The sequence below is a fragment of the Curtobacterium sp. YR515 genome (genome assembly GCF_900113095.1).
GTDB lineage: Bacteria > Actinomycetota > Actinomycetes > Actinomycetales > Microbacteriaceae > Curtobacterium.
Map to the genome: position 1 here is coordinate 61477 of NZ_FOOD01000001.1, position 12539 is coordinate 74015.

Annotated in this window: 14 protein-coding genes and 1 tRNA gene; 8 read left to right on the top strand and 7 right to left on the bottom strand. The window is 71.3% G+C overall.

Annotation, left to right across the window (positions count from 1 at the left end):
• Positions 1 to 9 precede the first annotated feature (9 nt).
• Genes BM028_RS00300 through BM028_RS00310 form a run of 3 tightly spaced genes read left to right on the top strand, consistent with a single transcriptional unit; the run spans position 10 to position 2626 of the window.
• Positions 10 to 474, top strand: coding sequence for a heme-degrading domain-containing protein (locus BM028_RS00300; protein ID WP_092383896.1), 465 nt, complete (start codon positions 10 to 12; stop codon positions 472 to 474).
• Positions 471 to 1616 carry a Gfo/Idh/MocA family protein gene (locus BM028_RS00305; protein ID WP_254789340.1) on the top strand — a complete coding sequence of 382 codons (1146 nt, stop codon included), beginning with the start codon at positions 471 to 473 and terminating at the stop codon, positions 1614 to 1616. Before BM028_RS00300 ends, BM028_RS00305 begins: the two co-directional genes overlap by 4 nt.
• Entirely contained in the window at positions 1613 to 2626 is a 1014-nt protein-coding gene (locus BM028_RS00310; RefSeq protein WP_092383898.1) for a sugar phosphate isomerase/epimerase family protein, read from the top strand. Before BM028_RS00305 ends, BM028_RS00310 begins: the two co-directional genes overlap by 4 nt.
• A gap of 68 nt (positions 2627 to 2694) precedes the next feature.
• On the opposite strand, the gene BM028_RS00315 is transcribed toward BM028_RS00310, so the two are convergent.
• The 6 genes from BM028_RS00315 to BM028_RS00340 form a co-directional block, all read right to left on the bottom strand.
• Positions 2695 to 2994 (bottom strand): Dabb family protein, encoded by a 300-nt coding sequence (locus BM028_RS00315; RefSeq protein ID WP_092383900.1) that lies wholly within the window; start codon positions 2992 to 2994, stop codon positions 2695 to 2697.
• The gene (locus BM028_RS00320) at positions 2991 to 3920 is read right to left on the bottom strand and encodes a TolB family protein (protein ID WP_092383902.1); all 930 of its coding nucleotides are present in this window, start codon (positions 3918 to 3920) and stop codon (positions 2991 to 2993) included. Before BM028_RS00320 ends, BM028_RS00315 begins: the two co-directional genes overlap by 4 nt.
• 39 nt (positions 3921 to 3959) lie before the next feature.
• On the bottom strand, positions 3960 to 4367 hold the full coding sequence (locus BM028_RS00325) for a (R)-mandelonitrile lyase (RefSeq protein WP_092383904.1): 408 nt from the start codon (positions 4365 to 4367) through the stop codon (positions 3960 to 3962).
• A 34-nt stretch (positions 4368 to 4401) separates the two neighbouring features.
• Positions 4402 to 5181 carry an SDR family oxidoreductase gene (locus BM028_RS00330; protein WP_092383906.1) on the bottom strand — a complete coding sequence of 260 codons (780 nt, stop codon included), beginning with the start codon at positions 5179 to 5181 and terminating at the stop codon, positions 4402 to 4404.
• 11 nt (positions 5182 to 5192) lie between these two features.
• Complete coding sequence (locus BM028_RS00335) at positions 5193 to 5870, bottom strand: flavodoxin (protein WP_092383908.1); 678 nt, start codon at positions 5868 to 5870, stop codon at positions 5193 to 5195.
• 135 nt (positions 5871 to 6005) lie between these two features.
• On the bottom strand, positions 6006 to 6854 hold the full coding sequence (locus tag BM028_RS00340; protein ID WP_092383910.1) for an aldo/keto reductase: 849 nt from the start codon (positions 6852 to 6854) through the stop codon (positions 6006 to 6008).
• A 101-nt stretch (positions 6855 to 6955) separates the two neighbouring features.
• On the opposite strand from BM028_RS00340, the gene BM028_RS00345 reads away from it, so the two are divergent.
• Genes BM028_RS00345 through BM028_RS00360 form a run of 4 tightly spaced genes read left to right on the top strand, consistent with a single transcriptional unit; the run spans position 6956 to position 10641 of the window.
• The gene (locus BM028_RS00345) at positions 6956 to 7846 is read left to right on the top strand and encodes a helix-turn-helix transcriptional regulator (protein WP_092383912.1); all 891 of its coding nucleotides are present in this window, start codon (positions 6956 to 6958) and stop codon (positions 7844 to 7846) included.
• Positions 7847 to 7861: 15 nt separating this feature from the next.
• Positions 7862 to 8587 carry an SDR family oxidoreductase gene (locus tag BM028_RS00350; RefSeq protein WP_092383914.1) on the top strand — a complete coding sequence of 242 codons (726 nt, stop codon included), beginning with the start codon at positions 7862 to 7864 and terminating at the stop codon, positions 8585 to 8587.
• Between the two features lie 46 nt (positions 8588 to 8633).
• Positions 8634 to 9620 (top strand): aldo/keto reductase, encoded by a 987-nt coding sequence (locus BM028_RS00355; RefSeq protein WP_092383916.1) that lies wholly within the window; start codon positions 8634 to 8636, stop codon positions 9618 to 9620.
• 37 nt (positions 9621 to 9657) lie between these two features.
• Positions 9658 to 10641 (top strand): aldo/keto reductase, encoded by a 984-nt coding sequence (locus tag BM028_RS00360; RefSeq protein ID WP_092383918.1) that lies wholly within the window; start codon positions 9658 to 9660, stop codon positions 10639 to 10641.
• 81 nt (positions 10642 to 10722) lie between these two features.
• On the opposite strand, the gene BM028_RS00365 is transcribed toward BM028_RS00360, so the two are convergent.
• Positions 10723 to 10796: transfer RNA gene (locus tag BM028_RS00365), tRNA-Pro, on the bottom strand.
• 188 nt (positions 10797 to 10984) lie between these two features.
• Between BM028_RS00365 and BM028_RS00370 the strand changes: the two genes are divergently transcribed.
• Positions 10985 to 12511 (top strand): hypothetical protein, encoded by a 1527-nt coding sequence (locus tag BM028_RS00370; RefSeq protein ID WP_092383920.1) that lies wholly within the window; start codon positions 10985 to 10987, stop codon positions 12509 to 12511.
• Positions 12512 to 12539: the final 28 nt, after the last annotated feature.

Consider the following 12539-nt stretch of genomic DNA (forward strand, 5'->3'; position numbering starts at 1 on the left):
GAGACGACGATGTCCGACCTCATCACCACCCTCGAACAGCAGGAGCGCGAGCTCGTGCTCGACACGTTCACCCACGACGACGCCTGGGAGCTCGGCCTGGTCCTCCGCGGGATCGCCGCCGACGCCGGACACGGCGTCGGCATCGACATCCGGCGCCCGGGACTCCGACTCTTCCGCGCGGCACTGCCCGGGATCACCCCCGACCAGGACGTCTGGATCGACCGGAAGGCCGCCGTGGTGCTCCGGATGGAGGCCTCGAGCGCGCTGGTCGACGCCCGACTGTCCGCTGCCGGGGTCGACCCCGCCGCGATCGGCTGGCTCGGCTCGGACTACGCCGTGACCGGTGGCTCGTTCCCGATCCGGGTCCGCGGCGTCGGGGTCGTCGCGGCCGCGACCGCCTCCGGCCTGTCCTCGATGGAGGACCACGAACTCGTCGTCGCCGGGATCCGGGCGTTCCTCGAGGGGCGCCGGTGACGGCACTGCGCGTCGCGGTGATCGGATCGGGCATGATCGCGGCCGCACACGTCCGGGCTGCTCGGGACGCCGGAGCGGTCGTCGTCGGCCTGCTCGGGTCGTCGGCAGCGCGGTCGCGGGCGGTCGCCGAGCAGTGGGGCGTGCCGACCGGGTACGCGTCGCTCGACGACCTGGTCGCCGACGGCCCCGACGTCGTGCACGTGTGCACGCCGAACGACACCCACGTCGACTACGCCGTCACGCTGACCGCTGCCGGGCTGCACACGGTCGTCGAGAAGCCCGTCGCGACCACCCTGCCCGAGGCGCGTCGACTCGCCGATGCCGTCCGCGTCGCCGGCACCGTGAGCACGGTCCCGTACGTGTACCGCTACCACCCGATGGTCCGCGAGCTCCGCGCCCGGATCGCCGCCGGGACGCTCGGCCGCGTGCTCACCGTGCACGGGTCGTACCTGCAGGACTGGATGGTCGCACCCACGGCGTCGACCTGGCGGGTCGACCCGGCCCGGGGCGGCGCTTCGCGGGCGTTCGCGGACATCGGAACGCACTGGACGGACCTGGCCGAGTTCGTCACCGGGACCCGGTTCGCGGAGCTCACGGCCCGCACCTCGATCGCCTACGCCGAACGTCCGGACCCGTCCACGGCCGGCGCGTCGTTCGGCGGACCGGACGGCACCGCCGCGGCCACCGTCCCCGTCCGCACCGAGGACACCGCCGTCGTCAGCTTCGCCGGCGCCGACGGCTCGCTCGCCAACGCCGTGGTGTCGCAGGTCGCCGCCGGCCGGAAGAACCGCCTGTGGATCGAGGTCGACGGCACGACCGGCTCCGGGGTGTTCGACCAGGAGCGGCCCGAGTCGGTGTGGTTCGGCGGCGAGGACGGCTCCACGACCGTGCACCGTGCCGAGGGGTCCGTCTCCGCCGACCAGGCACGCCTCAACCGGACACCGGCCGGGCACCCGCAGGGGTGGACGGACGCGTTCGCCGCGTTCTGCGCCGACACCTACGCGGCCGTCCGCGGCGAGACCCCCGAGGGACTGCCGACGGTCGAGGACGGCGTCCGCTCGCTCGAGGTCGTCGACGCCGTGCTGCGCAGCGCCACGACCGGCCGGTGGACCGGCATCAGCACCGGAACGGAGACACGATGACGACCACGACCAACCCGGTCACCCTGTTCACCGGACAGTGGGCCGACCTGCCCTTCGAGGAGGTCGCACGCCTCGCCGCCGAGTGGGGGTACGACGGCCTCGAGATCGCCGCCTCGGGTGACCACCTCGACCTCGCGCGCGCCGACGAGGACGACGCCTACCTGCGCTCGCGCCTGGAGGTCCTCGACCGGCACGGCTTGGGCGTCTGGGCGATCTCGAACCACCTCGCCGGGCAGGCCGTGTGCGACGACCCGATCGACTTCCGCCACCAGGCCATCGTCCGCCCGGCGATCTGGGGCGACGGCGACGGCGAGGGCGTCCGGCAGCGCGCGGCCGCCGACATGCAGCGCGCGGCCCGGGTCGCCCGGAAGATGGGCGTGGACACCGTCGTCGGGTTCACCGGGTCGAGCATCTGGCAGTACGTCGCGATGTTCCCGCCGGTCGGCCAGGACGTCATCGACGCCGGCTACCAGGACTTCGCAGACCGGTGGAACCCGATCCTCGACGTCTTCGACGGCGAGGGCGTCCGGTTCGCCCACGAGGTCCACCCGTCCGAGATCGCCTACGACCACTGGACGAGCGTCCGCGCCCTCGAGGCCATCGACCACCGCGACGCGTTCGGCTTCAACTGGGACCCGTCGCACATGGCGTGGCAGGGCATCGACACCGTCGGGTTCATCACCGACTTCGCGGACCGCATCCACCACGTCGACTGCAAGGACACCCGGATCCGTCCGGCGTCCGGCCGCCAGGGCATCCTCGGGTCGCACCTGCCCTGGGGCGACCCACGCCGCGGCTGGGACTTCGTCTCGACCGGACACGGCGACGTCCCGTGGGAGGACGCCTTCCGCGCCCTGCGGCACATCGGGTACACCGGGCCGATCTCGATCGAGTGGGAGGACGCCGGCATGGACCGCCTGCACGGCGCCGCCGAAGCGGTCGGGCACATCCGGTCGCTGCTCTGGCCGCAGCCGGAGGCCGCGTTCGACGCCGCCTTCAGCAACCAGTAGCGGTGGCCGTCACCGAGTGACGGACGGGAGGCGCGGTGCCAGCTGGCACCGCGCCTCCCGTCATGTGGTCACGCCGGGAGCGGGACGAAGTCGAACTCCTGGAACGACGCGACCTCGTCCGCCCAGCGGGTGGCGACGAACCCCTGGTGCGCCGGGTGGGCGTCGTACGCCGCGTAGGCGTCCTGGTCGGCGAACGCCATCGAGAACTGGAAGCGGAAGTCGCTCTGCTCCGACACCTGCCGCGACACCGTGAAGTCGCGCACGCCGGGGATCGCCGGCAGGGTGGCTCGCGCCGCGGCGAGGAACGCGACCTCGCCGGCGGATTCGGGCTCGTGGACGAGCGTGAAGCAGACGGTGTGGACGATCACGCGGCATCTCCGATGGGGTAGTCGACGAAGGCGAAGGCGGACCCGTCGGGAGCCCACCCGTTGACGTTGAGGGTGCCCTGTCCGCCGTCGAGCTCGACGACGGTCTCGGCTGCCTGCCAGACCTCGGGGACCCAGGTGCTGACGGGTCCGGCACCGGTGACGAGGCGCAGCCGGACCCGCTTGTCCGCCGGGTGTCCCTCGGTGCCGGGTGGGAAGGACAGGTAGACGGCGGCGTCGTCGGTCGGCGCCGGGTGCGGGAACCAGTTGACGTGCTCGTCGACGGTGAGCTGCTCGATGCCGGAGCCGTCCGGCCGGACCCGAGCGATCTGCGCGTGGCCGAAGGCTTCCGTGTTGAACAGGATCCACTTGCCGTCCGGCGTCCACTCCGGGCCGTCCGCGGCAGCGGGCTCGGTCGTCACCGCCCGGTCGGCGCTGCCGTCGGCGGCCATCACCCGGATCGTCCCCGACGACCAGACGGCGTCACCGGACGGATCGAGGTGGACGTACGCGAGTTCGGAACCGTCGGGACTGACGCCGTGCAGGAAGTGCAGCCCGCCGTCGTCCGCGGTGACCCGGGTCGCTGCGCCGCCGGTGAGCGGTGCGCTCCAGATGTGGAAGTCGTTCGCGCTGACGTGCACGGTGACACCGTCGGGATCGAGCATGTGGTCGTTGTTGAGCGGCGGGACGCCGGGGATGCCCACCGCGGTCGGGTCGGTGGAGCCGTCGGCCGGCATCGTCCACAGCACCCCGTCGGCGTTCAGGACGAGCCGGCCGTCGGCGGTCCAGTTCGGCGCCTCGTACAGGCGCTCGGCGGACTCGTGCACGGTGGTCACACTGCGGTCGGCCCGGTTCCAGATCCGGATCCGGCAGCGCTGGCCGGGGGCGAGGAGGCGGCCGGGTTGGGTGGCTTCGGCGTCGTTGCGCATGGTTCCCTGCTGTCGAAAGAGGATTGGCTCGTGCTAATCCTAGAGCATGCGCCCCTCGTACTCGTCGTCCGTGATGTGTTCGAGCCAGGTGGTGCTCGTCGCCGGGTCGTCGCCGCGCTCCACCATGGCGATGTGCTCCATGAAGACACCGGGTGCCGCTGCGTGCCAGTGCTCCTCGCCGGGCGGCGTGTACAGGGTCTGGCCCGGGTGGACCTCGACGATCCCGCCGGTGCGGGTACCGAACCGGCCGATCCCCTGCGTCACCCGCAGGTACTGACCCTTCTCGTGCGAGTGCCACGCGGTCCGGCCCCCCGGGGCGAAACGGACCATGGCGACCGTCATGTGCTGCCCGTCCTCGTGCGGGGTGGCGATCGGGTCAAGCCACACGTCGCCGGCGAAGCGCTCAGGCGGGTTCTTGCTGGTCGGGACCTCGGGTTCGATGTGCACGGTGCTCCTCCTGGTTGCTGTCGTCGGTGCGGGGTCAGGGGCGGTCGGGTCGACGGGTGCCGCGCTGACGAACGCGGTCGAGGTCGTCGACGACGCGCTGCGGCTCCTGGTCGAGCGGCAGGTTGACCGCGTCACCGGCACCGTCGACCGAGTCGCGGTCGTCCGCCGGCAGCGCGGCGAACACGGGGCCGAGGTCCTGCTGTTCCGGCCCTCGATCGGCCACGAGTTCGAACGTCCGGTGCTCGGCGTCCGGAGTGGTGAGGCTCTCGACGAGGACCCGAGCGATCTGCCGCCGGGCGATGACACCGTCGGCCGGGGTGCCGGTCTGGTGCGTGTCGCCCTGACGCGGGGCGATGCGGAGTTGATCGTCGTCGTTGTGGTCGAACCACCCCGGACGGACGATCGTGTACTCGTTCCCGCTGGCGCGCACGAGCCGTTCGCCGCGGCGCTTCCACTCGGAGCTGTCCCGGAGCGCCGTGACGCCGATCGTGGTCATCAGTGCGATCCGCACACGACGGCCCAGCAGGGCGTCGAGGACGTTCTTGACGGCCCCGTAGTTGACCGCTTCGGCGTTCCCGTTGTCGCCGTGCGTGAAGACGACGGCGTCGATGTCCCCGACGGCGTCCTGCAGGCTGGCCGGGTCGGTCAGGTCGCCGATGACGACCTCGGCGCCGCGGGCGAGTCCCTGGGCCTTGTACGAGGTCCGGGCGAGCGCGCGGGTCCGGTGTCCTGCGGCCACGGCGGTCGCGACGACGTGACGGCCGACGCTGCCGGTCGCGCCGACGACGAGGACGGTGAGGTGCTGGTCGGTCATGGTGGTGCCTTTCAGGAGAGGCCGGCGGCACTGAGCCACCGGTCGACGTCGGACCCGGTGCCGCCGTCGCGGACGTCTTCGCCGCGGACAGCCAGGCCGTCGCCGACACGGGCGCCCGTGCGGAGGTCACGGTAGAAGGAATCGGTGTTCCCGAGTCCACTCACCGCGTAGGAGACGAACGGACGGAGCGACTTGTCGGACAGGTCGACCGCCTCGGCGAACGTCGCCATGATCATCGGCGGCTGCACGTTCCAGATCGGGCTGCCGAGCAGGACCGTGTCGTACTCGGCGAGGTCCGGCAGGTCACCGGCGATCCGCGGGCGGGCGTCGCTGTTCTGCTCCTCGACGTTCCGACGCACGGTGTCGTCGTAGCGGTCCGAGTACGGTTCGGCCGCCTCGATGCGGAACACGTCGCAGTCGATGCGGTCGCGGATCAGGTCGGCCAGGACCTCGGTGTTCCCGGTGTCGAGGGTGCGTCGACCACCGTTCCAGTAGTTCTCGCCGGCGCGCGAGAAGTACGCCAGCAGGATGCGGCGGTCGCGGTCGGTCGGTGGCACGGAGCTCCTCGGAGTGGTCGACGGGGCGGGGTCGGGACTGCAGGCGGCGAGGCTCGCTGCTGCTGCGACGGCCACGGCCGCAGCGCCGGCGCCGCGGATCAGTGCGCGACGCGTGAAGACGGGACGGGTCACGGCAGTGGTCCTTCCGGTGTCCGGACGGGAGGCGCGGTGCGGGCTGGCCCCGTCCTCCCTCGCAGGCTCGGTCGGCGCGCCCCGCGCAACGCTTCGCGTCGCCGCTGAGCGGGGCGCGCCAGTCCGTCAGGGGGTTCAGCCCAGGCGACGGGCGCTGAGCCAGCGCACCATCTCCGGGTCTTGGTGGTCGAAGAACTGCGACTCGCCGGTGTGCAGCGCCGCGATCTGGGCCATCTGCGCCTCGGTGAGTTCGAAGTCGAACACGTCGATGTTCTGGGCCATGCGGTCCGGGTTGACGGACTTCGGGATCGCGACGACCCCGCGCTGTGTGAGCCAGCGGAGGACGACCTGCGCGACGGACTTGCCGTGGTCCTTGCCGATGCCCTCGAGGACCTCGTTCGTGAAGAGGCCGTTCTTGCCCTCGGCGAAGGGGCCCCACGACTCGATCTGCACGCCCTCGCCGCGCATGAGCTCCTGGTAGTCGGTGTTCTGCTTGAACGGGTGCGTCTCGATCTGGTTCACCGCGGGGACGACCTCGTTGTTGATGATGAGGTCGAGCAGCTGGTCGGGGGCGAAGTTCGAGACGCCGATCGCACGGGCCTTGCCGGCCTTGTTCGCCTGCTCCATCGCGCGCCACTGCCCGTAGTAGTCGCCGAACGGCTGGTGGATCAGGTACAGGTCGACGTGGTCGAGGCCGAGCTTCCGGAGCGAGTCGTCGAGGGCACGCGCCGTGTTCTCCTCGGCGGGAGCGTCCTGGATCCAGAGCTTCGTGGTGACGAAGAGCTCGTCCCGCGGGATGCCGCTCTTCGCGATCGCGGCGCCGACGGCCTCTTCGTTGCCGTACGCCGCTGCGGTGTCGAGGAGACGGTAGCCGGCGTCCAGGGCAGCGCTGACGGCCGCCTCGGTCGCGTCGTTGTCGACCTGGTACACGCCGAAGCCGAGGATCGGCATCTCGATGCCGTTGTTGAGGGTCACTGTCTGCATGCACCCATCACACGCCGCTTCGCCTGCGCGTGGGAGTGACGGGTTATCCGTGTACCAGCAGTCACTCCTCCGCTGTCCGGCCCGGTCGTACCGTGGCTGGCATGGACAACCAGGCAGAGGTCAGCGAGTTCCTCCGGACCCGCCGCGCCCGGATCACCCCGGAGCAGGCGGGGATCATCGGAGGTGGTCGTCGCCGCGTTCCGGGGCTGCGTCGTGACGAGGTCGCGATGCTCGCCGGGATGAGCGTCGACTACTTCGCGAAGATGGAGCGCGGCCACCTCGCCGGGGTCTCCGCGGAGGTACTGGACGCACTCGCCCGCGCGCTCCAGCTCGACGAAGCCGAGACGGAACACCTGCTCGACCTCGCCCGGGGAGCTGCCCCCGCACCGATCCGGCGCCGAACGCGCGCAACCGACAGCAACACGGTGCGTCCGAGCCTGCAACGCTTCCTCGACACCGTCACCGGGACGCCGACCTGGGTGCGGAACCGGCAGATGGACATCATCGCCACCAACCCGCTGGCGCGAGCCCTGTTCGCCCCGCTCTTCGACAGCCCGTCCGGCCGTGGCAACAACGCACGCTTCACGTTCTTCGATCCCGCGGCCCGCGCCTTCTACCCCGACTGGGAAGCGGGCGCCAGCAGCATCGTGGCGACGCTGCGTTCCGATGCCGGTCGGAGTCCGCACGACAAGGAGCTCACCGGCCTCATCGGTGAGCTCGTCACCCGATCCGACGACTTCCGCATCCGGTGGGCGACGCACGACGTCCGGTACCACCGAACCGGGACGAAGCGCATCCACCACCCGGAGGTCGGCGACCTCGAGTTCGCCTACGAGGCCTTCGACCTGCCCGACAGCCCCGGCTGGAGCATGTACGCGTGCACGGCCGCCGTCGGCTCCCCCACCGAGGAGCGCCTGTCGATCCTCGGCAGTCTCGCGGCGAGTTCCCCCGCCGCCACGTCCGCGCTTCCTCGCTCCGGCGACCAGGACTGACCCGAAAGGCACCCCATGTCGGAATCCGCCAACCGCGTCGCCGTCATCACCGGCGCTTCCTCCGGCATCGGCGAAGCGACCGCCCGAGCGCTGCACGCCGACGGCTACGAGGTCGCGCTCCTTGCTCGTCGTCAGGACCGGATCGACGCCCTCGCGTCCGAACTGGGCGAGGGCGCGATCGCGATCGTCGCCGACGTGACGGACCGCGACAGCCTCGTCGCTGCCGCAGCCCGCGTGCAGGACGAACTGGGTGGTGCGTCGGTGCTGGTGAACAACGCCGGGATCATGCTCCTCGGCCCGTTCTCCTCCGACCAGCGGGACGACTACCGTCGCATGATCGAGAGCAACCTGCTCGGAGCGATCACCGCGACCGAGGTCTTCCTCGACCAGATCACCAGCGGCGGCGGTGACATCGTCAACATCTCCTCCGTCGCCGGCCGCACGGCCCGAGCAGGCAACGGCGTGTACGCCGCCACCAAGTGGGGCATGAACGGGTGGTCCGAGTCCCTGCGCCAGGAGCTCCTGCCCGCCGTCCGGGTCACCCTGATCGAGCCGGGCGTCGTCGCGACCGAGCTCCCGACCCACATCACGCACGAGGCGACGAACGCGTCCGTCAACCAGATGTACGACCAGGCGACCGTCACCGCGGAGGACGTCGCCGAGGTCATCGCGTTCGCGCTGTCCCGCCCCCGGCACCTCGCGCTGAACGAGATCCTCCTCCGCCCCTCCACGCAGGTCTGACCCACACCGGCTCGATCGGGCGACGCCCGACGACGAAAGGAACCACATGCAGTACGCACGACTCGGCAACTCCGGCCTCCGCGTCAGCCGCATCGCACTCGGGTGCATGAGCTTCGGCGACCCCGCCAGCGGACACCTCCAGTGGTCGCTCCCCCAGGACGACGCGTTGCCGTACTTCCGGCAGGCACTCGACCACGGCATCACCTTCTGGGACACCGCGAACGTCTACTCGTACGGCGACTCCGAGCGGATCGTCGGCGAGGCCTTGCGCCGCTTCACCAAGCGCGACGAGATCGTGCTGGCGACCAAGGCCTACTTCTCCGACACCCCCGGCAGCGCGCCCGGCCTGAACGTCGCAGGGTTGTCCCGCAAGGCGATCATGCAGCAGATCGACGCCTCGCTCGCCCGCCTCGGGACCGACTACGTCGACCTCTACCAGATCCACCGGTTCGACCCGGAGACGCCCGTCGAGGAGACGATGGAAGCCCTGCACGACGTCGTCAAGGCCGGCAAGGTCCGGTACCTCGGCGCATCCGCGATGTGGGCGTGGCAGTTCGCGAAGATGCAGCACGCAGCCGACCTGCACGGGTGGACGCGGTTCGTGTCGATGCAGGACCAGTACTCCCTGCTCTACCGCGAGGAGGAGCGGGAGATGTTCGGCCTGCTCGCCGACCAGGGCGTCGGGAGCATCCCCTACAGCCCGCTCGCGAAGGGCCGGGTCGCACGCCCCGCCGGGGAAGGCACGAAGCGCTCGTCGGACGACCCCGTCGGGAACACCTTCTTCGCCGACACCGAACGGGACCGGCCGGTCATCGACGCGGTACAGCGCATCGCATCGGACCGCGGGGTCCCGATGGCGCAGATCGCGATGGCCTGGGTGCTGAAGAACCCCGTCGTCACCGCACCGATCATCGGCGCCACCAAGCCGCACCACCTCGACGACGCCGCCGCCGCGGTCGACATCGAGCTCACCGCCGACGAGATCAACGCGCTCGACGAGCACTACACCGTCCGCGACGCCGGCGGGTTCTGAACGAACGCGGTTCCGCACCACCACCAAGGAGAACGACATGGAGTACACACGCCTCGGCAACTCCGGACTGACGATCAGCCGCATCGCCCTCGGGTGCATGAGCTTCGGCGACGGATCGCGTGGGGTCGGCTGGGCGCTGGACGCCGACGCAGCGGAGCCGCTGTTCCGGCAGGCGCTCGACCTCGGGATCACCTTCTGGGACACCGCGAACGTGTACGGGCTCGGCAGCTCGGAGCGGATCGTCGGCGAGGCGATCCGGAAGTACACCCGCCGCGAATCGATCGTGCTCGCGACGAAGCTGTTCAACCGGATGGGCGACGGACCCGGTGAGTCGGGATCGTCCCGCCGTGCCGTGATGGAGCAGATCGACGCGTCCCTGACACGGCTCGGCACCGACTACGTCGACCTGTACCAGGTGCACCGCTTCGACCCGAACACGCCGATCGAGGAGACGATGGAGGCGCTCCACGACGTCGTCAAGGCGGGCAAGGTGCGCTACATCGGTGCGTCGAGCATGTGGGCGTGGCAGTTCGCCAAGATGCAGGCGGCCGCCCGAGCGAACGGGTGGACCCCGTTCGTGTCGATGCAGGACCAGTACTCGCTCATCATGCGCGAGGAGGAGCGGGAGATGTTCCCGCTCCTCGCCGACGAAGGGGTCTCGAGCATCCCGTGGAGTCCGCTCGCCGCTGGTGTCACCGCACGTCCGTGGGGTCGGAAGAGCACGACGCGTGGAAGCGCGAACCCGGACACCGACCCGAAGGGACGCCCGCTGTGGCTCCCGGAGGACCGGTCGGTCGTCGACGCGGTGGAGCGGATCGCCCAGGCGCGTGGTGTCTCGATGGCGCAGATCGCGCTCGCCTGGGTCCTGCGGAACCCGGTCGTCGCGGCACCGATCGTCGGTGCGACGAAGGAACACCACCTGGCCGACGCCGTGGCGGCGCTCGACGTGGTGCTCTCCGACGACGAGGCCGCCGCCCTCGAGGCAGGGTACGTACAGCGAGAGCCGACGTACTTCTCCTGACCGACGGTGCCGGGCCGAACACACCGCCCGCAACGAGAGAGAGGCTCACAGCCGACTGGCTGTGAGCCTCTCTCCATCCGGTCGGGCTGACAGGATTTGAACCTGCGACCCCTTGACCCCCAGTCAAGTGCGCTACCAAGCTGCGCCACAGCCCGCGAGCCCCGAGGGACCCACGTCGCCCGCGTCCGACCGGAGCGCGGAGCAACCCGACCAGCATAGCGGACGCCGGACCCCTCCCGCGCCACGCGGTGTCGTCCCGCGCGAGTCGTCCAGCGCGTCGCGGCTCCACACGACACCCGTCGGATTCCCAGGGTCCTCGCCGCCCGGCTCGTAGGGTGGCCCGATGCGTTCCGGTCCCACCTCCCGTGTCCTCCTCGCACTCGCGGCAGCCGGCCTGCTGCTCGGAGCCGCCGGGTGCACCGGGTCACAGACCGAGACACCCCGGCCGACCCTCGCGAAGGCGACGGCGGAGTCCGTGTCGGTCGCGGCCCAGTCCGACGCCGCCGAGCGGTCCGTCCGGACGAGCCGCGCGCTGTTCGCGTCCGCTCCCGGAGCCGTCGTCGCGCCCGCCGACGACGCCGACGCCGTGCGGTCCGCGGCGAGCGCCGCCGAGGCGGCCCACGTCCCGGTCCTCCTCGTCGGCAAGGACGAGTCGACGGCACGGCACGAGTCGCCGGGCAAGGACGGGTCGCCGGCGAAGGACGGGTCGCCGGCGGCGCACGAACTCGAGCGCCTCGGCGCCCGGTGGTACCAGGCCGACGGCGACGTCGCGATCGACACCGACGTCCCCGAGCAGGACGCGCCGGACGGCGGGGACGCGCCGGAGCCGAGCCGCGCCTCCAGGCAGGCCACCGTCGTCGTGGCGGACGCGACCGCCGACGCCGCAGCCGTGGCGACCGCGAAGGCGGCGGGTGCCCGCGTCGTGACGATGCCGGACGGTGTGACGGACCCCGCGGCCGCGCCGGACGTCGTGACCGCACTGCACGAGCGGAGCGACCACCCGACGGTGCTGGTGGGGGCGGCGTTCGCCGACCTGCCGGACCCGGAGTGGACCGTCCGCGCCGCCGAGAACGGGTGGCAGCTGCCCGACGGCGGTCAGCGGCCGTTCGACGGACACCGGTACGTGGCGCTCTACGGTGCGCCGGGAGCGCCCGCGCTCGGCGTCCTCGGCGAGCAGGACCCGACGGCGACGGTGCAGCGCGCGAAGTCCGTCGCGGCGTCCTACAAGGGGCTCGGCGACGTGCCGATCACGCCCGCGATGGAGGTCATCGCGACCGTCGCCGCCGGGGACGCCGGCGCGGACGGGGACTACTCGACCGAGCTGCCCGTGTCGACGCTCGAGCCCTACGTCGATGCTGCGCACGACGCCGGGATGCCCGTGATCCTCGACCTCCAACCGGGGCGCGCGGACTTCCTGTCGCAGGCGAAGCGGTACGAGTCCCTGCTGTCGAAGCCGGGCGTGTGGCTGGCGCTCGACCCCGAGTGGCGGCTCGGGCACGACCAGGTCCCGCTGAAACAGATCGGCAGTGTGAAGGCGTCCGAGGTGAACGAGGTGTCCTCGTGGCTCGCGGACCTCGTGAAGGCGAAGGGTCTGCCGCCGAAGGCGTTCGTGCTCCACCAGTTCCGGCTGTCGATGATCCAGGACCGCGCGTCGCTCGAGCAGCACCCGGAGCTCGACATGCTCGTGCACGTCGACGGGCAGGGGTCGCAGCCGGACAAGCAGGCGACGTGGAAGGCGCTGCACGTCGGGGCGCCCGAGGGCATCCACTGGGGATGGAAGAACTTCTACGACGAGGACCAGCCGATGCTGACGCCGCAGCAGACCATGGCGGACGTGGCGCCGACACCGTCGCTGATCACGTACCAGTAGCGGATCGCCTCGGCCAGTTCTCCACAGA